At 54.7% G+C, this 19,198-nt stretch carries 19 protein-coding genes; 11 read left to right on the top strand and 8 right to left on the bottom strand.

Going from position 1 to position 19,198, the window contains the following annotated elements:
- The first annotated feature begins 4 nt into the window (after nt 1-4).
- From cysT to ASN_RS17205, 9 genes are all read left to right on the top strand, one after another.
- Complete coding sequence (gene cysT / locus ASN_RS17245) at nt 5-856, top strand: sulfate ABC transporter permease subunit CysT (protein WP_058988951.1); 852 nt, start codon at nt 5-7, stop codon at nt 854-856.
- Nucleotides 838-1,656 (top strand): sulfate ABC transporter permease subunit, encoded by an 819-nt coding sequence (locus tag ASN_RS17240; protein WP_058988950.1) that lies wholly within the window; start codon nt 838-840, stop codon nt 1,654-1,656. The genes cysT and ASN_RS17240 overlap by 19 nt, the downstream gene beginning before the upstream one ends.
- On the top strand, nt 1,653-2,720 hold the full coding sequence (locus tag ASN_RS17235; RefSeq protein ID WP_058988949.1) for a sulfate/molybdate ABC transporter ATP-binding protein: 1,068 nt from the start codon (nt 1,653-1,655) through the stop codon (nt 2,718-2,720). The genes ASN_RS17240 and ASN_RS17235 overlap by 4 nt, the downstream gene beginning before the upstream one ends.
- A 146-nt stretch (nt 2,721-2,866) precedes the next feature.
- Nucleotides 2,867-3,211: a DUF2849 domain-containing protein gene (locus tag ASN_RS17230; protein ID WP_006557918.1), complete on the top strand. Its 345-nt coding sequence runs from the start codon at nt 2,867-2,869 to the stop codon at nt 3,209-3,211.
- Nucleotides 3,212-3,242: 31 nt separating this feature from the next.
- Nucleotides 3,243-4,937, top strand: a complete 1,695-nt coding sequence (locus ASN_RS17225; RefSeq protein ID WP_058988948.1) for a nitrite/sulfite reductase — start codon at nt 3,243-3,245, stop codon at nt 4,935-4,937.
- Entirely contained in the window at nt 4,924-5,412 is a 489-nt protein-coding gene (locus ASN_RS17220; protein WP_058988947.1) for a DUF934 domain-containing protein, read from the top strand. Before ASN_RS17225 ends, ASN_RS17220 begins: the two co-directional genes overlap by 14 nt.
- Before the next feature lie 18 nt (nt 5,413-5,430).
- On the top strand, nt 5,431-7,455 hold the full coding sequence (locus ASN_RS17215) for a glycosyltransferase N-terminal domain-containing protein (RefSeq protein WP_058988946.1): 2,025 nt from the start codon (nt 5,431-5,433) through the stop codon (nt 7,453-7,455).
- Entirely contained in the window at nt 7,455-8,456 is a 1,002-nt protein-coding gene (gene lpxK / locus ASN_RS17210; protein ID WP_058989439.1) for a tetraacyldisaccharide 4'-kinase, read from the top strand. Before ASN_RS17215 ends, lpxK begins: the two co-directional genes overlap by 1 nt.
- Nucleotides 8,453-9,364: a lysophospholipid acyltransferase family protein gene (locus tag ASN_RS17205; RefSeq protein ID WP_058988945.1), complete on the top strand. Its 912-nt coding sequence runs from the start codon at nt 8,453-8,455 to the stop codon at nt 9,362-9,364. Before lpxK ends, ASN_RS17205 begins: the two co-directional genes overlap by 4 nt.
- A gap of 76 nt (nt 9,365-9,440) precedes the next feature.
- Here the strand turns inward: ASN_RS17205 and ASN_RS17200 are convergent, their stop codons facing one another.
- Entirely contained in the window at nt 9,441-10,343 is a 903-nt protein-coding gene (locus ASN_RS17200) for a glucosamine inositolphosphorylceramide transferase family protein (protein WP_058988944.1), read from the bottom strand.
- 146 nt (nt 10,344-10,489) lie between these two features.
- Between ASN_RS17200 and ASN_RS17195 the strand changes: the two genes are divergently transcribed.
- Both ASN_RS17195 and ASN_RS17190 read left to right on the top strand, forming a co-directional pair.
- Nucleotides 10,490-11,287: an inositol monophosphatase family protein gene (locus ASN_RS17195; protein ID WP_006557911.1), complete on the top strand. Its 798-nt coding sequence runs from the start codon at nt 10,490-10,492 to the stop codon at nt 11,285-11,287.
- 98 nt (nt 11,288-11,385) lie between these two features.
- Nucleotides 11,386-12,243 carry a lipid-binding SYLF domain-containing protein gene (locus ASN_RS17190; protein ID WP_058988943.1) on the top strand — a complete coding sequence of 286 codons (858 nt, stop codon included), beginning with the start codon at nt 11,386-11,388 and terminating at the stop codon, nt 12,241-12,243.
- 324 nt (nt 12,244-12,567) lie between these two features.
- On the opposite strand, the gene mltG is transcribed toward ASN_RS17190, so the two are convergent.
- The 7 genes from mltG to ASN_RS17155 all read right to left on the bottom strand — a co-directional run bounded on the left by mltG (nt 12,568) and on the right by ASN_RS17155 (nt 19,195).
- The gene (gene mltG, locus ASN_RS17185) at nt 12,568-13,536 is read right to left on the bottom strand and encodes an endolytic transglycosylase MltG (protein WP_058988942.1); all 969 of its coding nucleotides are present in this window, start codon (nt 13,534-13,536) and stop codon (nt 12,568-12,570) included.
- Between the two features lie 44 nt (nt 13,537-13,580).
- Nucleotides 13,581-14,813, bottom strand: coding sequence for a beta-ketoacyl-ACP synthase II (gene fabF, locus ASN_RS17180; protein ID WP_006557908.1), 1,233 nt, complete (start codon nt 14,811-14,813; stop codon nt 13,581-13,583).
- A gap of 132 nt (nt 14,814-14,945) precedes the next feature.
- Nucleotides 14,946-15,185 carry an acyl carrier protein gene (locus tag ASN_RS17175; RefSeq protein ID WP_006557907.1) on the bottom strand — a complete coding sequence of 80 codons (240 nt, stop codon included), beginning with the start codon at nt 15,183-15,185 and terminating at the stop codon, nt 14,946-14,948.
- Between the two features lie 271 nt (nt 15,186-15,456).
- Entirely contained in the window at nt 15,457-16,200 is a 744-nt protein-coding gene (fabG, locus tag ASN_RS17170) for a 3-oxoacyl-[acyl-carrier-protein] reductase (protein WP_058988941.1), read from the bottom strand.
- A 19-nt stretch (nt 16,201-16,219) separates the two neighbouring features.
- Nucleotides 16,220-17,164 carry an ACP S-malonyltransferase gene (gene fabD, locus ASN_RS17165; protein ID WP_058988940.1) on the bottom strand — a complete coding sequence of 315 codons (945 nt, stop codon included), beginning with the start codon at nt 17,162-17,164 and terminating at the stop codon, nt 16,220-16,222.
- Nucleotides 17,165-17,375: 211 nt separating this feature from the next.
- Entirely contained in the window at nt 17,376-17,939 is a 564-nt protein-coding gene (locus ASN_RS17160) for a YdcF family protein (protein WP_231948296.1), read from the bottom strand.
- Entirely contained in the window at nt 17,936-19,195 is a 1,260-nt protein-coding gene (locus ASN_RS17155; protein ID WP_058988939.1) for a class I SAM-dependent methyltransferase, read from the bottom strand. Before ASN_RS17155 ends, ASN_RS17160 begins: the two co-directional genes overlap by 4 nt.
- Between the last annotated feature and the right edge of the window lie 3 nt (nt 19,196-19,198).

Genomic DNA, 19,198 nt, shown 5'->3' with positions numbered 1-19,198 from the left:
TGTGATGAGGCAGACTTTTCTCACTTTTTTGCGGGGTGGTGATTCCGCCCTGCCCGGTTACCGGCTTTCCCTTGCGGCAACGCTGTTGTGGACCGGTTTTTTTATTGTCCTGCCGTTATGCGCCCTTGCGATCCGTCCCTGGCAGGATGGCATGGGTGCTGTGGTGGGCGCTCTGCATGATACCCGCATGTTTGCCGCCCTCTGGACCAGCTTTTCCTCTGCGGCCTTGGCGGCCCTGTTCAACCTTCCGATTGGACTATTTCTTGCCTGGGCATTGGTTCGGGGAGATCTGCCGGGGCGTAGAGTTGCTGATGCTTTGGTCGATTTGCCACTGGCGCTCCCTACGGCTGTATCTGGTATTACGTTGGCTACCCTTTACGGTCCCCAAGGTTGGCTTGGCGCCCCTTTAGCTAAGCTCGGTATCGTGGTGGCATACAGTCGGCCCGGTATTGTTCTGGCTCTTATGTTCGTAGGGCTACCTTTTGTGGTTCGTACAGTTGAACCTGTGTTGAAAAATCTCCCACGTGATCTGGAAGAAGCTGCGGTGCTGTTGGGCGCACGGCCCTGGCAGATTGTTCTCAGGGTGGTTCTCGCGCCATTGCTTCCGGCCTTGATTACAGGGTTCGGGTTGGCGTTCGCTCGCGGCGTTGGAGAATATGGCTCCGTGATTTTTATTGCGGGCAACCAGCCTTTTCGGAGTGAAATCGCCCCCCTTCTGGTGGTGGTCAGGTTACAGGAGTTCGATTATCCCGGCGCAACAGCGATTGCCCTTGTTCTGTTGCTGACATCTTTGGCAGCCCTTGCTCTTGTGGGTGTGGTGCGGCGGAAGTTTTCTGCATGGGGAGATGCTGCGTGAAAACCTACATTCTGTGGGTGGTCTCATGGACTGTCATAGCCATTGTCTTGCTGATGCCCCCGGCCGTTGTGGTAAGCGAAGCCCTGAAAAACGGGATAGGCCCAGCCCTTCAAACATTGAAAGATCCGGATGGTATTGCGGCTATCTGGCTGACACTGGAAGTCAGTGTTGTTTCCGTGGCGGTCAACACGCTGTTTGGTGTGCTCGCGGCATGGTTGCTGACAAAATATCGCTTTCCGGGACGTTCTGCCCTACTCGTCCTGGTGGAGCTTCCGCTCAGCATTTCTCCTGTGGTCTCCGGTCTGGTGTGGTTATTGCTGTTTGGAGCGCAAGGCTGGTGGGGACAGGCTCTTGAGCAGGCGGGTATCCACGTTGCCTTTGCCGTACCGGGCATCATGCTGGCGACTTTGTTCGTGACGCTCCCGTATGTGGTTCGCACTCTGGTGCCATTGATGGAGCAGCAGGGGCGTGATGCTGAGGAGGCCGCGATGCTGGCCGGAGCCGGGTTCTGGCAAATTCTGTGGCGCGTTACCCTGCCGGGTGCTCGGGTGGCTCTATTTTCAGGTATTTTGCTGACAACAGCGCGTGCCATGGGGGAATTTGGCGCAGTCTCAGTTGTTTCCGGGCATATCCCCGGTCTGACCGAGACCATGCCGTTGCATATTGAAAGTCTTTATAATGGGTACCAGACTGTGGCGGCTTTCACCATGGCAACGCTTCTTGCTGCTATGGCGATGAGCGCGGTTCTGCTGCGTTCCGTGCCGGAATGGATCACCCGCTGGCGGGAAAAACAGGCATGAGCGTCTTAATCCAGAATCTGGTGCGGTGTGCGCCGGGTACACGCAAGCGGCTGCTCAATGATGTTTCTCTGGATGTACCAACCGGCGCTTTTGTTGCGTTGGTGGGGCCATCCGGCGCAGGCAAAACAACATTGTTACGCGCGATTGCGGGCCTTGATACGTGTGAAAGCGGTTCCCTGCTTCTGGATGGCCAGAAGGTGGAGAACATGCAGGACAGAGCCCGCAAGATCGGCTTTGTTTTCCAGAATTATGCCCTGTTTCCCCATATGACGGTGGCCCGCAACATCAGTTTCGGGCTCGACGTTCAGCCACGGGCCATGCGGCCATCACAAGGCAAGATTGCCGCCCGCGTGCAGGAATTGCTGGATCTGATGCAGTTGCCCGATATGGGCAAGGCCTACCCTGCCCGGCTTTCTGGCGGACAACGGCAACGTGTCGCCTTGGCGCGTGCGTTGGCGACCGGGCCTGGTCTGCTGCTGCTTGATGAGCCATTTGGGGCGCTTGATCCCATTGTCAGGCGCACCATTCGCTCGTGGTTACGCTCCCTGCATGATCGGCTTGGTCTGACCACCATTCTGGTGACGCATGATCAGGAAGAAGCGCTTGAAGTGGCGGACCGGATTGTGGTGATGCAACAGGGTTCCATCATGCAGGATGCCAGCCCGGAAGAGTTGGACAAGGAACCGGCAACGGCGTTTGTGATGGAGTTTCTGGGAGAATCCGCTACCTTCCGTGGTGTCGTGCAGGATGGGTGGTTCACGCCGGAAGAAGACGGAGTTCTGCCGTTTGCAGTTGCTGCCGAGATCGCTCCAGGTCCGGCTGATGCTATGATCCGGCCTTTTGAAATTACGATCGCATCTGCCGATCTTGTGCAGGCGCAGACTGTGCCCATTTCTTCCCAAGGAGTGAGAAATGGCTACCGGCATTATCTGGCTCGATTGAAAGATCGCACCATCGCTGTGCATATTCCCGATTATACGGGGGAAAATGTGCTTTCAGAGAGCAATGGTGTTCTCGACATCAGCCGTGCGCGCCTGTTTCGGGATGGAAAAAGATACAGCTAGTGCCAAGGATGCGTGAATTATCCAGATAAGGTATGCGTTTGGGCGAGAGTGGTCGATAATCATCGTTCAAAAGCGTGTTATCTTGATAATCTCCACCATTATGTGTAAATTTTGCCCACTTGGGTCGTTCGAGAAAGGTGCCTCTCATGGACCGCAGAAATAACCGCCGGGACGCAGAAGGTTCTAGCGTGATTACCGCCAATCGTTTGCTTGACGGACGTATTGTCTGGTTGGCAGCCGATGGAGAATGGTCACCTTTCATTCGGCACGCTCATGTCTATTCAAATGCGGACATTGAGGATGCCCTGAAGCAGCAGACAGCAAGCGCGCAGGATAATGAACTGGTTGGTGTCTACGGCGTGCAGGTTACTGTTACGGCCAGTGGGCCGGTGCCCATCACCAGCCGTGAACGCATTCGGGCTGGCGGCCCCAGCGTGCATCCGGACTTTACGCCTGAATGGCAGGAGCATCCTGCCGTTTCTCCCGCCTGATCCGCGACGTTAACCAAGGTCTCTTTTTATCATGTCTCACGCCCCTCATTCTCCCTTGCCTGTTGGGCATTATGCCTATGATGAGGTTGACCGCACGTTTCTCAAGCAGCGTGTGGCTCAGTTTCGGGATCAGGTGGAACGGCGCATTTCCGGTGCGTTGACAGAGGAAGAATTCAAGCCGCTTCGTCTCATGAACGGGCTGTATCTTCAATTGCATGCCTATATGCTCCGTGTGGCTATTCCCTATGGTATTCTCAATTCTGGGCAGATGCGTGCTCTTGCCCAGATCGCCCAGAGATATGACCGTGATTACGGCCATTTCACCACGCGACAGAATATTCAGTTTAACTGGATCAGGCTGGAAGATACCCCGGATATTCTGGCACTTCTGGCCCATGCGGATATGCATGCCATTCAAACCAGTGGCAACTGCATCCGGAACGTGACGGCAGATCAGTTTGCTGGCGCGGCTGCTGATGAAGTGCTGGACCCAAGGGTGCATGCGGAAATTTTGCGGCAATGGTCCACTTTGCATCCAGAATTCACGTTTCTGCCACGTAAATTCAAGATTGCAATTTCTGGCAGCCCGCAGGATCGGGTGGCGGCGCGCTTTCACGACATTGGGTTAATGGCCCGCAACGGTGAAAACGGCCGACCGGTATTTGAGGTCTATGTTGGTGGCGGTTTGGGGCGGACACCGATCGTCGGTGTAAAGCTGCGTGATGATCTGCCTGAAGAAGATCTGATTGCTTATCTGGAAGCTATTCTGCGCGTTTATAACGAATTTGGCCGACGCGATAACATCTATAAGGCCCGCATCAAGATTCTGGTGCAGGCCTTGGGTGTGGATGAGTTCCGGGATCGTGTGAACGCAGAATTTGTTGCCATGGATCGGGCGCGCTACCGGCTTGATGAGGGGATTGTAGCGGCTATCCGGGCGCGGTTTGGTGTGCCTGATTTTGATCCGGCGGGTCAGGCGGCGGAAAAACTTGCCCAGCAGCGTAAAGCGGATCGGGCGTTTGATTTCTGGGTACGCACGAATACGCACGCGCATAAACAGCCGGGATATGTTTCGGTAACAATTTCCTGCAAGCCTGCAGGCGGAATTCCCGGAGACGTGACATCCTCGCAGATGAATCTGCTAGCGGATCTGGCGGATCAACTGAGCTTTGGTGAGTTGCGGATCACGCATCTGCAGAACGTTGTTCTGGGGCATGTGCGGCAGGACAAGCTTTATGGCTTGTGGCAGACGCTTGAGCAGAACGGGCTGGGCACGGCGAATGTCGGGTTCATTACCGATATCGTGGCCTGTCCTGGCCTTGATTACTGCGCGCTGGCCAATGCGCGCTCCATTCCTATTGCGCAAAAACTGAGCGAACGCTTTGCAAGCCCCGATCTACAGCGGGAAATCGGCCCTATGCGGTTGAATATCTCTGGATGCATCAATGCCTGCGGGCATCATCATGCCGGGCATATTGGCATTCTTGGGGTGGATAAACGGGGTGAGGAAGCCTTCCAGATCACACTGGGAGGAGCTGCGGATCAGGATACGGTTTCAATTGGCCAGATTATCGGGGCAGCCATGTCCGAAGATGAAACGGTTGATGCAATCGCCCGGATCATTGATACGTATCTTGCCAGAAGGACGGCGGGTGAGCAGTTTATTGAAACGTGCCGCCGTTTAGGCACAGCACCATTCAAGGACGCCGCGTATGCCACTGCTTGAGAACGGCCAGACTAAAGACGATAACTGGCAGATTGCTATTGAAGGCGAGAGCCTGCCTTCAGGTGATGTGTTGGTGCCTCTGGCGCGGCTGGCAGAGGGGTTGGGCCGGAACGGTGATGGCCGTCTAGGTGTCCTGCTGAACGCAGGAGATCAGGTAGAAGACCTGCGTGTCGCCCTACCCCGTTTGTCCTGTGTGCAGGTTACGTTCCCGATTTTCCGGGATGGACGCGGGTTTACACAGGCCAGAGCCTTGCGTGAACACCTGCATTTCAAAGGTGAAATTCGTGCTGGTGGGCATATCCTGCCTGATCAGTATGAATTTCTGCTTCGGTGTGGCGTCAATAGCGTTGTTGTGCCGGAAGGCGTGGATGCTTCTGTATGGCAGAAAGCGCACGAGGCTTTTACCGTCGCCTATCAACCTGCTGTTCTGAACGAACAACCGGAAGGTTTTGCCTTTAGGAGGAAATTGCTTTAGCGCCGGAGGCAGTCTGGCATGACGGCATTTCGTTTTTCCTCCAGTTCTCTGCTGCGCAAGATCCTGATTTCTTCGGTCAGAGGCTATCTGGGGCTGACACTGCGCACCATGCGCTGGACGTTTACCGTGGACCCAGCGGCCCGCAGGCTGTTGACTGCGCAGGACGGGCATACGGCCATTGTGGCGTTCTGGCATGAAGCTCTGCCGTTAACACCTGCTCTCTGGTGGTGGGCGGAGCCGCAGAACCCTACGTTACGCTTACATGTGCTGATAAGCCGTAATAAGGACGGTCGGCTGATTGCCGATATTGTTGGCCCATGGCGCATATGGTCCATTGCGGGCTCATCTGACACGCGCGGCAAGAATAAAGGCGGAGCGGCTGCAATCCGGCGTATGCGTGCCAGATTACGCCATGGTGGTATTGTTGCCATAACGCCAGATGGTCCGCGTGGTCCGCGTCGGCAGGCGCAGCAAGGGGCGGCTGCGCTGGCGGCAATGGTAAAAATGCCTATCGTGCCTATAGGCGCAACATGTTCAGGCTTTCGCCTGAAATCCTGGGACAGAATGATTATTCCCGTGCCCTTCGGGAACGGTCGTTTTGTCTGCGGTGCTCCCCTTTTTCATCTTAATGCTGATGGAAGAAGTGCGGAGGAAGCCGGACAGATTTTATCAGATGCCATTACGGACGCGATGGACAAGGCGGAGGCCGCCATGCATCGTAGAACCGTTACGCATCAGGCCCCGACAGAAGAATTTCGCCCCGAACCGCTTGATCTCATGCCATCGAGGCTGTGGGCTACGGTCGCTACAGTTCTTGCTCCGGCATTACCCTTTTTTCTGAGGTGGCGGCAGACGAGCGGCAAAGAAGTCGCAGCTCGTGTGCGGGAAAAAATGGGGTTTGCGTCTCGGTCGCGGCCAACGGGGGCGCTGATCTGGTTCCATGCAGCCAGTGTCGGAGAAGTCGTTTCCATTCTGCCGCTGGTTGAAAACTGTCTATGCCAGAATACTCGGCTCACGGTGTTAGTCACAACGGGCACAGTGACAGCGGCCCGAATGGTTGAACAACGAATGGCTGATGCGGCGCGTGTCATCCATCAGTTTGTTCCGTTGGATGTTCCACGTTGGGGCAAACGTTTTCTCGGTTACTGGCAACCGCAGGCCGCTATTTTTACAGAAAGCGAATTATGGCCCAACCTGATTGGGCTGTGTCATGAGCGCAACCTGCCGGTGGCTTTGGTTAATGGCAGGTTGTCAGCTGCATCTTTCCGTAAATGGCAGAAAGTGCCACGGATTGCGAAACGGATGCTGGAACGTTTTGCGTGGATTGCTCCTCGAGCTTTGGAAGATGCGCAGCGTTTTGAGAAACTGGGCGCTCGGACAGTACTGGCGAGCGGAGATTTGAAAACGGTTGCGAGCCCTCTTCCTGTGAAGAAAGAGGCATTGCAGTCGCTTAGAGCGCAGTTAGTGGGGCGTCCTGTATTTCTGGCCGCGTCCACTCATGAGGGTGAAGAGCACGTTATCCGGAAAGCGCTTGAGACTCTGCGAAATGAGATACCAGATCTTTTGACGCTTATTGTGCCCAGGCATCCGGAGCGTGGTGCTGAGGTTGGCGCACTTTTCTCGGGTGCGCCTCGGCGTTCTTTGGGGATGGTGCCGCAGAAAGCGGACGCTGTCTGGATATGTGATACGTTAGGCGAACTTGGTCTTTTCTATCGTCTGGCGGACGTGGTGTTTATTGGAAACAGCCTTCCGGGCGTAAAAGGTGGTGGTGGCGGCCATAATCCGTTTGAACCGGCGCGCTTGAATTGCGCGCTGGCAACAGGCCCGTTGGTTCATAATTTTGAAGAGGCGTTCCAGAAGTTGGGGAATAGTGTGGCCGTGGTGAAAACGGCTACTGATCTTGCTCAATGGGTCAGACAGATGTTCGCAGATCCCGCACTGCGTGCGCATAACGCCGCAACGAGCAAGGAGCGTGTTTCCGCCGCCAATGAACATCTTGTGGACCGTTTGACCAGCCGCGCTCTGGACCTGCTGAAGTCATGATCCATCCGCCTCGTTTTTGGCAGAATCCCGAGGCAAAATGGTTGCCCTTCGTGCTTTCACCGATAGCGGCAGTAGTGTCTGCCTGGGCGGACAACAGGCAGGCGAAAAAGGGGTGGAAAGCCCCCATCCCTGTTTTATGCTGTGGGAATATAACAACCGGAGGTACCGGCAAGACAACAGTCGTGCTGGATCTGGTAAAACGGTTGCAGAACCGGAAAATAGCCGTTCACGCGTTGATCCGCGGGTATGGCGGCAAGGTCAAGGTGACCACAAGGGTAGATCCTGCCCGGCACACAATTAGCGATGTGGGAGATGAAGCCCTGCTGCTGGCGACCCACTGCCCGACATGGGTGGGCGGTGATCGTGTCGCATCCGCACGCGCCGCTATCAGTGCAGGCGCGCAATGTCTGATTATGGATGATGGGTTTCAGAATCCCGGTTTGCACAAAGATGTGTCGCTTTTGAGCGTTGATGGCATTGTCGGCTTGGGGAATGGCCACGTTCTTCCCGCAGGCCCTTTGCGTGAACGGGCGCAAAAGGCATTAGCGCGAGCCTCTGCTGTTCTTCTCATCGGGCTGGATAGAACAGGCTTTCTGGCCCGCTATAAACGAGAACTTACGGCGTGCGGGCCGGTTCTGCGTGCCGCTCTTCAGCCAAATAGGGCTGATATTGCAGCGTTAAAAGACGCACCGTGCGTTGCCTTTGCCGGACTGGGGCGGCCGTCCAAATTCTTTGAGGGATTGAGTGAGGCCGGGGTCATGCTCTCCCAAAGCCTCGCCTTTCCTGATCATTATTTCTATAAGGCGCGGGATATGGAGCGTCTGATTACTCTTGCCGAGCAAGACGGTGCGCAGTTGGTTACAACGCCCAAAGATGCGGTGCGTCTCCCGGCTTCTTTTCGGTCCCGTGTTCAGGTTGTGGGAGTGGGATTGAAATGGGATGATGAGATAGCACCAGAAAGGCTTCTTGATCGGCTTTTTTCTTCAGGAACAACCAGATGAGTAAAGGAGAGATAACGGCTCTCATGAAGGTGGAGGCCGCTGTTGCGCGCTGTCTGCTTGATGCGTTCCTGAAAATGGGGCCAGTCAAAGCATCCAATTTTGCTGGTCGTGTTACTCGTTTTGTTGGGCCGTTGCTGCCTGTTTCCAAGGTGGCTGACCGTAATCTGCAAATTGCCATGCCAAGTCTGGCACGTCCGCAGAGAAAGCGGATTGTCAAAGGTGTATGGGAGAATTTGGGGCGTACGGTCGGGGAGCTGCCTCACCTCTCGCGCTTACAGGAAAACACCCCCTCTGGCCCGGGATTTGAGGTTCAGGGGGCCGAATATCTAGAGGAGCAGGCCCGTCGCGGTGGTTCTGTTCTGTTTGTTTCCGGTCATATTGGCAATTGGGAAATGCTACCTCCCGGCGTTGCACGGCATGGTACGCCATTTGCGTCATTTTACAGGGCCGCCGGTAATCCTTTGATTGATGATATGATCCGTAAGCTGCGTGATGCGGCAATGGCGCCTACCCCCATGCCTCTTTTTGCCAAAGGGGCACGCGGTGCGCGGGAAGCGTTGGTATATGTTGCCAAAGGTGGCCGCTTGGGGATGCTGGTCGATCAGAAAATGAATGACGGCGTGGAGGCGCGTTTTTTTGGTCAACCGGCCATGACGGCCCCTGCCCTCGCAGCCATGGCTCTGCGATATCGGTGTCCGGTTATTCCTGGATATGTAGAACGACTAGGACCAGCGCGGCTGCGAATTGTTGTGGAACCGCCCATGACCTTGCCTGATACTGGCGATAAGCAGCGGGATTTGGAAACCCTTGTGCAAATGGTGAATGATCGTCTGGAAAGCTGGATCAGGCGCAAACCTGAAAGCTGGTTGTGGCTGCACAGACGCTGGCCGAAAGCCTTGTATCGCTAGAAATTCGCCGCGCTAGCCCATGCGGATTTTCCTGAGGCTTTGCGTGCAAAGTGTTTCAGGCAGCATAGCCAGATCTTCAGGGGCTTGTGCGCGTGGCTGTTTTTTGGAGCCACCGTTTGACATCATGCACATGACGGAGTGGTGAATGGCTGATGCGTTTTGCATCAATCAATGTCACGTCTCCGGCGGCCGAAAGGGTATGCAGACCATCCGTCCATGGGCGAAAAGCCGGGGGAGCTACAAGTCTGGTGGTCACAGAGGTGGTGCAGGATGTGGGGCTTAGGCCAGAAATACGGACAATAGAGATCGCACCACCGTAGGTTTTTGTGCAGTCCTGCGTAGGAAGAAGTACGTCGTCCCCATCAATGATGGGGGTTCCGCCTGGTCTGCCGCTAGCCAGATTTTCACGGATGGGGTTGGCAGGATGCAAGCGCCAAGGGCCCGTAAGATGCTCAGAAAAAGCTGCACACAGCATGGATTTTTTTTCGCGAGCTGAGCCCGGAGGGCTGAAAAACATCCACCATAACCCTTTGAAGAAAATGGGCGATGCATCAATGGCTGCAACCGGAAAAGAGAAATGGCCAATTTTCTCCCACCTATCCGGAAAATGAGCGGCGCGGTAAAGGCTTAGTGTTCCGGAGCGGTGTGCTTCGGGAAGCATCCAGAATGCGCCGTCATGTTGGAAAACAACCGGATAGGAAAGATGCCACGGTTCCGACAGCACCCGTGCGCGGCGAACAAACCGAAAAGAGGCATCAAACTGAAGCATGTCTATTTTGCCGCATTTGGTCCGGTAATCATAAGCTTCGGCAAAAACATACAGGTTCTGTTCGTGCCATAGACCAAACGGGTCTGCCAGAAACCGCAGCCCATGATCATTTCCGATCCAGTGAGGAGAAAATCCTTCGAGTGTTCCCGCCTGAAGTATGGAGGCCATGGAGGCACGGATGATACCTGTCTGCCACTGGTCTGTTCTCATAAAGGGCAAAATCCAGCCTCCTTGCCGTGGGTTCAGGGCTTGTCTGTAAAGCGATCCTGCTTTTGTACGCACAGGTGTCGCTTCGCAAGGCACTTCCCGTTATGGTGCACGCCACCATACGTCTGTTTTTTTGGAGTTGTGTTTCTATGTCCTCACCCAATCCGGCTATTGCCTGTCGTTTGGAAGCCGCTCGGGCCGTGGTACATGATGCGGCCTGCCTGGCCATGTCCATGCGTCCGCCGCCAGGTGGCCCGGCAGGTAAGCAGAAAGCCGCTCAGGATTGGTTGACAGAGACAGACGGTGCGGTTGAAGCGTTTATTGCCGAGCGTATGAAAGCCCTTTTCCCAGACGACGGCTTTCAGGGTGAAGAAGGCGGCGTGGCCCGTGCAGGCCAGTTGCGCTGGGTGGTGGACCCGATTGACGGAACCTCCAATTATGCCCGCGGGCGAAGCCGCTGGTGCGTGTCTCTGGGGCTTCTGGATGGAGATGATCCCATAGCGGGCGTGATTGAAGCCCCGGCGCTGGGAGAAGTTTATACCGCCTTACGCGGCCATGGCGCTTTTCTGAATGGCAAACGTATTCAGGCGTCTCCTGTTACAGACCCGGCAAGCGCCATGATTGAAATGGGATGGAGCAATAGGGTTCCAAAGCCCGTGTTCATGGAAAAGATTGACGCCATCATGGACCTGGGAGCCATGCCGCGCTCTGGTGGTTCCGGGGCCCTTGCCTTGGCGGATGTCGCCTGCGGACGGCTGGACGGTTATATAGAAATTGTTATCAATCTGTGGGATGTGGCGGCGGCACTTCCCCTGCTGGCTGAAGCCGGGGCGAGAGTGTCGCCTTTCCTGCGCACGGGCGGTTTGACAGGCCCTGCAACCATTCTTGCCGCCAACCCCCATATTGCCGACGCTCTTTCAAAAGCTGTCTCGATTCCGTTGGAGTAGGAAACAGCGGAAAGGTTTATTCTTCAGGCCATTCTGCCGCCATAAAATCCTGCTTTTGTCGTGGCCCATGATTGCGGCCCATAATGGAGACCACCCGCATGCGGTCTGTTTATCGTTTTACTTCTTTTTCTCTGGCTCTGGTGACAGCTCTGGCGAGCGCTCCTGTCAATGCCAATGCCGCTGAAACTGTTCAGACGCTGGTCGATAAGGCAGCTCTTACGGTTCAGGATATTTTTGTGGGGGCCACGCCTCAAAGCGCTGTAGCTGTCAACCTTGCCAAGGCCCGTGCGGTTATGGTCTGTCCTTCTATTTTCCGGATGTCCATCGCCTTTGGTGGCGCGGGAGGTGGGTGCCTTCTTCTGGCAAGGGATGCTCGTGGATCATGGTCTGATCCTGCATTTTATACGCTCAGCACGGCATCCTTCGGGCTGCAGTTGGGCGTACAGAACTCTCAGGCCATGTTTTTTGTCATGACAGACCGTGGCCTGCAGGCACTACTGGATAGCCAGTTCCAGTTTGGCGCAAACGCAGGGGTCTCTTTTGCGACGCTCAGCAGCAATGTAGAGCGCGGGAATGCTGGCGCACGGAATACGGATATTCTGGTGGCGCAGAAATCTCAGGGTGTGTTCGCCGGGGCTGCGTTGGGTGGTACCAAACTGACAGTGAATAGTGATTCCAACCGCAAATATTATGGCCAGAGCGTTGGGCCAGAAGACATTGTGGTTTCCATGCGCGTCAACAACGCTGGTGCGGACCCGCTGCGCAGCGTGTTAACCCGATACGGTAAACTGTCATCTGCCACGCCAGCCTCCACAAGCGGTAAAACAACGCAATCAACCCCGGCGTTTCAGCCGACCAATGACGCGGATACTGTGCCGAACTATAATTCTGGCACACCGTCCAGTTCTGGTGCCGTGCAGCACGAAACTCTTGCGCCGCTCAAAACTGGAAAATAGTGCGACGCGCGCAATCTTAATATCAGGGTTAGAAAGGGCGGGAGAACCGAAGTCATTCCCGTTCCTTCCTGCGCGTTCAGACTCAGAAGTCGTTTGAAAGTAAACGGGAAGCTGTTTGCGTCAGAGTATGACGGGCCTGAGTTACCCGATGGTTCTGCACATACGATGAAATCCCCCGTTCCAATGTCGAAAATTTTTCGTCATTCTTCAGAGGCTGACATCTCGCTCTGGTCTTTTATCGTTGGGAAGCGATGAGAAAAAGAGCACGCGTTGTCTCTTATTCGGGAGCTTCTTTTAGAGAGGCGCGGGCCCAGAAATAGGTGGTTATTCTTTTTTCTGTCGAAAGAGAGATACGTTCCTGTTGTGGTCTGCAAGGGTAGCGGCAAAATTGTGCCCCCCTTCCCCATTGGCAACAAAGTAAAGCATCTCTCCTGTCGCAGGATGAGCAACGGCCTGGAGCGATGAAAGCCCGGGCGAACAGATGGGGCTCGGCGGAAGGCCTGTGACCGCATAGGTATTATAAGGGCTGGATATTTGCAGATCCGTATGGGTCAGAGGTCGCCCCAAAGGCGGGCTGCCATTGGTCAGGGCATAAATAACGGTTGGGTCTGTCTGTAACCGCATGCCTTTTTCAAGACGGTTAAGAAAGACTCTGGCAACCATCGGGCGTTCTGACGTAAGCGCTGTTTCTTTTTCTACCAGAGAAGCCAATGTCACAAAGGCGCGCTGATCTGCAATTAAGCCAGTGTCTTGCCGGTCGGCCCACAGTTTAGAGACTGTGGTTACCATGGCGGCATGTGCCCGATCGATGAGGGCGCTTCTGCTACTGTTGCGCAGATAGCTGTAAGTTTCTGGCAGAATACTGCCTTCCTGTGGCAGGGGAGTGTCCCCGTTCAAGAAAGGGGCAGCTTGAACGAGCGTCTGAATCTGATGCGCAGTCAGGCCTTCCGGAATGGTAATCTTGTGAAGAACTGGCTTGCCATGACGCAAAATCCAGAATGCATGTTCCATTGATGTAAATGCAGGGAAATGCAGTTCTGCGGCGTGAAGTTGTCCATCATGCCGGGTTAGCAAAATTGCGCTCAGAGCCAAGCGCTCAGTCCACCATCCCTGTTTGAGAACGCCAGCATTTTGCAGGGTGTGAATGGTGCTCTGATAATCGCCGTGTGGAATAACCACATCCGTATCTTGAGCAAGCGGACCAGAACCGTGATAGTCTTGCCACGCTTTTAATCCTGTTCCTCCCGCTCCAACAAAGAGCAGAAGAAACAGGAGAAAGAAGAATTTACGCATGCCGTCTTATTTATTCCTTCTTGCAAAGGAATAACAGAGCGAAGTCAGACGCCGCGTACAACCAGACTGGCGTTGGTGCCACCAAACCCGAAGCTGTTTGAAAGAGCGACATTCACCTGACGCTGCTGCGCCGTGTGTGCCACACGATCAATCACGCTTTCTCTGGATGGGTTATCCAGATTCAGTGTGGGAGGAACCACATTGTCCCTGATAGCCAGCATGCAGAACATGGCTTCCACCGCACCGGCTGCGCCAAGCAGATGCCCGGTTGCAGATTTGGTGGAAGACATGGCCAGTTTGCGAGCGTCATCACCGAACAGACGTTCAACGGCTTCAAGCTCGAGGTCATCCGCCATGGTGGATGTGCCGTGAGCATTGACATAGCCAATATCTGCTGGCGTAACGCCTGCGCTTTTCAGTGCAGAACGCATCGCGCGGAAGGCGCCATAGTGGCCTTCAGCCGGAGCGGTAATGTGGTACGCATCGCCTGACATGCCGTAACCGACGATTTCGGCATAAATCTTGGCGCCACGAGCTTTTGCGTGCTCATATTCTTCCAGCACGACAACACCAGCTCCTTCCCCCATAACAAAGCCATCACGATCTTTGTCCCAAGGGCGGGAGGCTTTTTCCGGTGTTTCATTGAAGCCGGTAGAAAGGGCTCTGGCTGAGCAGAAACCTGCAATTCCCAGTGGGCAGACCGTTGCCTCGGCTCCACCCGCAACCATCACGTCAGCATCACCAAACATGATGATACGGGCTGCATCCCCAATGGCATGTACGCCGGTTGCACAGGCTGTCACCACAGAGTGGTTGGGCCCCTGAAATCCGTATTTGATGGACACATGCCCAGATACCAGATTGATCAGGGCAGACGGGATAAAGAAGGGTGAAAGACGCTTGGCGCGACCTTCATGCACCGTGATCGACGCATCATAAATGGTCTGAAGACCACCGATTCCCGATCCGATCATGACGCCGGTGGCGCATTTCTCTTCTTCAGTCTGTGGTTTCCATCCGGAATCTTCCACAGCTTCCGTCGCAGCAACCAGCCCCATGTGAATGAAGCGGTCCATCTTGCGCTGATCTTTGACAGGTATCCATTCAGAAAGCGTAAGCTTTCCTTCCGCGGTTGGTCCTTCCGGAACCTGTCCCGCTACCTGTGCAGGAAGATCGCTAGGGTCAAAATGCGTGATCCTGCCAATCCCGCTTTCGCCTGCAATCAGACGTGACCATACGTTTTCGACACCGAGGCCAAGCGGCCCCACCATGCCCATACCGGTGACGACAACGCGTCTCCGGCCCGAATTTGCTCCGGCCGACTGCAACAAACCAGCCCGCTCCCCGCTTGAATCTGTTTGGTCCCTCACGGAAAGAGGGACCTTATATTGCTTGGCAAAAAGGCCTGATCAGGCCGCTTTCTGCTTTTCGATGTAGTCAATCGCGTCTTTGACAGTGGCGATCTTTTCAGCAGCGTCTTCCGGAATCTCAACGTTGAAAGCTTCTTCAAAAGCCATCACGAGTTCAACGGTATCAAGGCTGTCTGCTCCCAGATCGTCGATGAACGACGCTTCCGGCGTGACCTTGCTTTCCTCGACGCCGAGATGCTCGACCACAATTTTCTTAACCTTATCAGCGATTTCGCTCATCTGTCTCTGCTTCCTATATGCCCATGAGAAAAAGGGGCAAGTTGTCTAGGCGCTTAATTTGCCAGCTTCCCTGTTGTGCATCCGGATGAAGCGAAGGGCTTCAGTCCTGCAAACAAGGCTGCGGGCGCATAGCACGTTTCTTTGGTTCAAGCCAAGATGAACCGTATGAAGGCTCTTCCAGATGGACTGGCCAGCACCAATTACGGAAACTGTCTGCCACATCTGAAAGCGTTTTGCACGACCTGTTATGCGTTATACATGCAGGCTGCCTTCAGATCATAGCCATGCCACCATTAACATGCAGGGTCGCTCCTGTAACCCATCCGGCTTCATCCGAGCACAAATAAAGTACAGCTGCGGCAATGTCTTCTGGTTTTCCAAGGCGGCCCAACGGAATCTGGCTTTGCAGCTTTTCCTTCTGGGCGTCCGGCAGAACGTCTGTCATTGGGGTTACAATGAAGCCCGGAGCGACCACGTTTACCGTAACGCCGCGGGAGCCAACTTCCTGCGCAAGGGATTTGCTCATGCCCACCATGCCAGCTTTTGCGGCTGAATAGTTGGCCTGCCCAGCATTGCCTGTTGCTCCGACCACAGAGGCAATGTTCACAATTCGTCCGGCACGCCGACGCAGCATGCCTTTCAGAACAGACCGGCACAGCCTGAAAGGGGAGGACAAATCGACATTCAGGACCTGATCCCAGTCTTCGTCTTTCATGCGCAGAGCCAGCGTATCTCGCGTAAGTCCTGCGTTGTTGACAAGAATATCAATGGGTTTGCCTGCTTGGTCTTCCGCTTTGTTGACCAATGCATCCGCTTCTGCGGGGTTCGAGAGATTGGCAGTGACGTAGAAAACGCGCTCGTTTCCCAGTTTTTCCGCCTGCGCTTTTAGGGCTTCTTCCCGCGTGCCAGAAAGTACGACTGTTGCGCCTTGGGCGTGCAGGGTCGCTGCAATGGCGCCCCCGATGCCGCCAGAGGCTCCTGTTATCAGTGCAACCTTGCCATCAAGCTTGAACATAAAACTCTACCCGATTGTTTTAAAAAGATTTTAAGAGTGTTTCAATGTCGGCAGGTGTGCCGACGGAAAGCGTGCTGACTTCTGGATCAATGCGACGGATCAGGCCGGAAAGAACTTTTCCTGCGCCAATTTCTACAAACGTATCAATACCCGACCCGCTCATGGCTTCCACACTTTCACGCCACCGGACCCGGCCTGTTACCTGTTTGGTCAGGTTGGTCCGAATCGTATCGGCATCGGTTTCCCGCTCGGCCGTCACGTTGGCAATTACCGGCACGATTGGGCTGGCAATATCAGTCATTGCAAGGGCTTCCGCCATAATGTCTTCTGCAGGGCGCATCAGAGAGGAATGGAAGGGAGCCGATACAGGCAGCTTTAGGGCCCTTTTGATCTTCATTTCCTTGGCAAGGGCTACGGCCTTATCAATGGCATCCATAGCACCGGAAATCACGATCTGGCCGCCGCCATTATCATTGGCAATTTCCAGAACACTTCCTTTTCCTGCTTCCGTGCAGATTTCCTGCACCTGAGCCAAGGTGCCGCCAATAATGGCCGCCATGCCGCCCTGCCCGGCTGGCACCGCTTTCTGCATGGCTTGCCCGCGAAGCCGAAGAAGGCGAGCTGCTTCTGAGATACTGAACGCACGCCCTGCAGCCAAAGCGGCATATTCTCCCAGAGAATGGCCCGCCAGAAGAGAAACTTTTGCGGCGAGATCCAGACCACCTTCGGTTTCCAGAACCCGCATAACCGCCATGGAGACTGCCATCAGCGCAGGTTGCGTGTTCTCCGTGCTGGTCAGGGCTTCCATTGGGCCTTCAAAAATTGTCTTGGAAAGGCGTTCTCCCAGAGCCTCATCCATTTCTTCGAACACAGCCCGGGCAGCGGGGAAAGCTTGGGCCAGTTCAGCCCCCATACCGACGGACTGACTGCCCTGCCCCGGAAAAACAAAAGCGTAAACGGCCATTTTACCTACTGTTTCTAAAGGTTTCTCAGGCTGGATAAGCCTGAAAAACATGAGAGACGTTCAAGTGAGGATAGGGCTGAAAATTCAAAAGCATTCAGCTTGATGCTTTTTGCAAGACACTGATCAGGCAGGAGCGAGTTCACCGCCGCTTCTTGTCCTGCATTTCCAACAAAACCCTCACGGATGTGCGGGGAAGATACGCTGCCGCTTTCTAGCGCACAATACGCCATCCCAGAACGAGCAATGCATCCCACCCAGTGGCAAGCACTTCATGCGCAATGATCAGGGTTTTATGAAACAGGTTTGTTTGGGGCAGATTTTTGTAAGGAAACGGGATCTGCTGCACACGCCAGCCAGCCAATCGCATCAACAGCATGCAGCGTGGCATATGATAAGGACTTGTGGCTAGAGCGACAGATTGCTCGCCAATGCCTTGTTTTTGTAAGATTTTAGTGCAGGCCACAACGGAATCAAAAGTATCTGTTGCCGTTTGCTCGGCTATTATGTGTTCCGCAGATATGCCTCCTTTAAGAAGAAGGCCGGTCATGACATCTGCTTCGGTTACGCCGTTTTGAGGTACGTTGCCCGTAGGAATGTAGAGAACGTTTTTATACTGCTTTCCAAATGCTAGGGCTGCCCTGACCCGGTCCTGCAACGCGGGGGTGGGAGCCCCATCATTTTTCAAAGCGGCACCAAAAATAATGATGGGACGCCACTCTGCGTTCGCTGTGCGAATGGTATTCTGTGCCGTGTTTAAGCTGGTGTGCTGTTTCACAAGGGAGATTGAAGCAGCACCCTGTTCAGGCTTTCAAGCGTTAAAAACGTTTCCTTCCAGATTTTTCGGAATTTATCTTCTGGGACGCCGCGTGTGCTCAGAACGGCGGCGAGATCCCCCACTGTCTGTTTTCCATCAATCAGCGGCAGAAGGCCTCTTGCCTGCGGTGGAAGTGGTATGGGCACAACGATCGTGCCAAAGGCAAATGGCAACGTGTGATCCGCACGCATCTGCTTTGCCAGCTCTATGCCGGGAATTTCCCGCATGACAGGAACAGCGTGGAAATCATTGAAGTCAGGAGGGGGTGTTCGTGCGCCCTGCCGAACGACATAAGCAACATGCGTGGCCATGTTGCCCGTCAGTGCCTCTGCAACAATCGCTTTTTCTCGCCAGTCTAATGCGCCGATACGGTTTCTTAGTCTGGGGTCCGGCAAAAAGAGTGTGGGGTCATACCGTGCTGGTTCCATAAGGCAGGATGGCTCAAGCCCCGCTCCGTTCAAGAGATCAAGGAAAGCCCCGATGGTGTATGAACGGTCTCTCGGGTTGAGCAGAAGATCATAGAGGCCAGCATCGCCGCCACTCAGATGATCGCCAAAATTGCCGTTCTGGCGCAGCCACGCAGTAGCAGGCAGAGAGCGCATAACCCGCTTGGCTGTATCCAGTCGGGCTGCTGGAGCCTCGGTATGGGGGGCCAGTTGCTCAAGAGCCTCCTGCACCATGTAGACGCCAGTTCGGCCATAAGGGGCATAGACCATAAGGCCCATCCCCCCATGTGGAGCGAGTAGCTGCTCAAGGTTTTTCAGGGTGGCTGCCGGGTGTGGGAGATGGTGCAGGACGCCGCAGCAATCTATGTAATCGAACAGGCCCAGCTTTAGGCTATCAAGATCGCTCAGAGAGCCCTGAATAAAACGGATATTTCCAAGCTTACGTGTGGTTGCACGGGCTTGAGCGATAGATAGAGCCCGTTGGGAACGATCGAGGCAGACTACTTCTCCGGGACGATCTGAACGCGCCATCTGCGTTGCCAGCATGATGGCTCCATCACCTGTTCCACATCCGGCTACCAACGCGCGAAGCGGTTTGCTGCGAGATCTACGGGCACCAAACACCCAATAATCTATTTCTCGCAGATGGCTGGGGCTTCCAATAAGAAGCCGCTTTGTCTCATCCTGTGGGTTACGTTCTGGATAGGGATAGGCTTCGTACTGAGCCGCCAGTTCCGTATCGCGTGTATCTGTTTCAACGGGCATGGTCATAGA

The sequence above is a fragment of the Acetobacter senegalensis genome (genome assembly GCF_001499615.1).
GTDB classification, from domain to species: domain Bacteria; phylum Pseudomonadota; class Alphaproteobacteria; order Acetobacterales; family Acetobacteraceae; genus Acetobacter; species Acetobacter senegalensis.
Note: the sequence above shows the minus strand (reverse complement) of the source record. Positions and strands in the feature narration are given on the sequence as shown.

Coding starts and splice junctions, on each gene's coding strand:
- fabF (WP_006557908.1), bottom strand. CDS start 14,813: ATGGGCATGGTGGGGCCGCTTGGCCTCGGTGTCGAAAACGTATGGTCA.
- ASN_RS17200 (WP_058988944.1), bottom strand. CDS start 10,343: ATGAGAACAGACCAGTGGCAGACAGGTATCATCCGTGCCTCCATGGCC.
- ASN_RS17230 (WP_006557918.1), top strand. CDS start 2,867: ATGGACCGCAGAAATAACCGCCGGGACGCAGAAGGTTCTAGCGTGATT.
- fabD (WP_058988940.1), bottom strand. CDS start 17,164: ATGGCCGTTTACGCTTTTGTTTTTCCGGGGCAGGGCAGTCAGTCCGTC.
- ASN_RS17205 (WP_058988945.1), top strand. CDS start 8,453: ATGAGTAAAGGAGAGATAACGGCTCTCATGAAGGTGGAGGCCGCTGTT.
- cysT (WP_058988951.1), top strand. CDS start 5: ATGAGGCAGACTTTTCTCACTTTTTTGCGGGGTGGTGATTCCGCCCTG.
- ASN_RS17155 (WP_058988939.1), bottom strand. CDS start 19,195: ATGACCATGCCCGTTGAAACAGATACACGCGATACGGAACTGGCGGCT.
- ASN_RS17240 (WP_058988950.1), top strand. CDS start 838: ATGGGGAGATGCTGCGTGAAAACCTACATTCTGTGGGTGGTCTCATGG.
- ASN_RS17225 (WP_058988948.1), top strand. CDS start 3,243: ATGTCTCACGCCCCTCATTCTCCCTTGCCTGTTGGGCATTATGCCTAT.
- ASN_RS17215 (WP_058988946.1), top strand. CDS start 5,431: ATGACGGCATTTCGTTTTTCCTCCAGTTCTCTGCTGCGCAAGATCCTG.
- ASN_RS17175 (WP_006557907.1), bottom strand. CDS start 15,185: ATGAGCGAAATCGCTGATAAGGTTAAGAAAATTGTGGTCGAGCATCTC.
- mltG (WP_058988942.1), bottom strand. CDS start 13,536: ATGCGTAAATTCTTCTTTCTCCTGTTTCTTCTGCTCTTTGTTGGAGCG.
- fabG (WP_058988941.1), bottom strand. CDS start 16,200: ATGTTCAAGCTTGATGGCAAGGTTGCACTGATAACAGGAGCCTCTGGC.
- ASN_RS17190 (WP_058988943.1), top strand. CDS start 11,386: ATGCGGTCTGTTTATCGTTTTACTTCTTTTTCTCTGGCTCTGGTGACA.
- ASN_RS17220 (WP_058988947.1), top strand. CDS start 4,924: ATGCCACTGCTTGAGAACGGCCAGACTAAAGACGATAACTGGCAGATT.
- ASN_RS17235 (WP_058988949.1), top strand. CDS start 1,653: ATGAGCGTCTTAATCCAGAATCTGGTGCGGTGTGCGCCGGGTACACGC.
- ASN_RS17195 (WP_006557911.1), top strand. CDS start 10,490: ATGTCCTCACCCAATCCGGCTATTGCCTGTCGTTTGGAAGCCGCTCGG.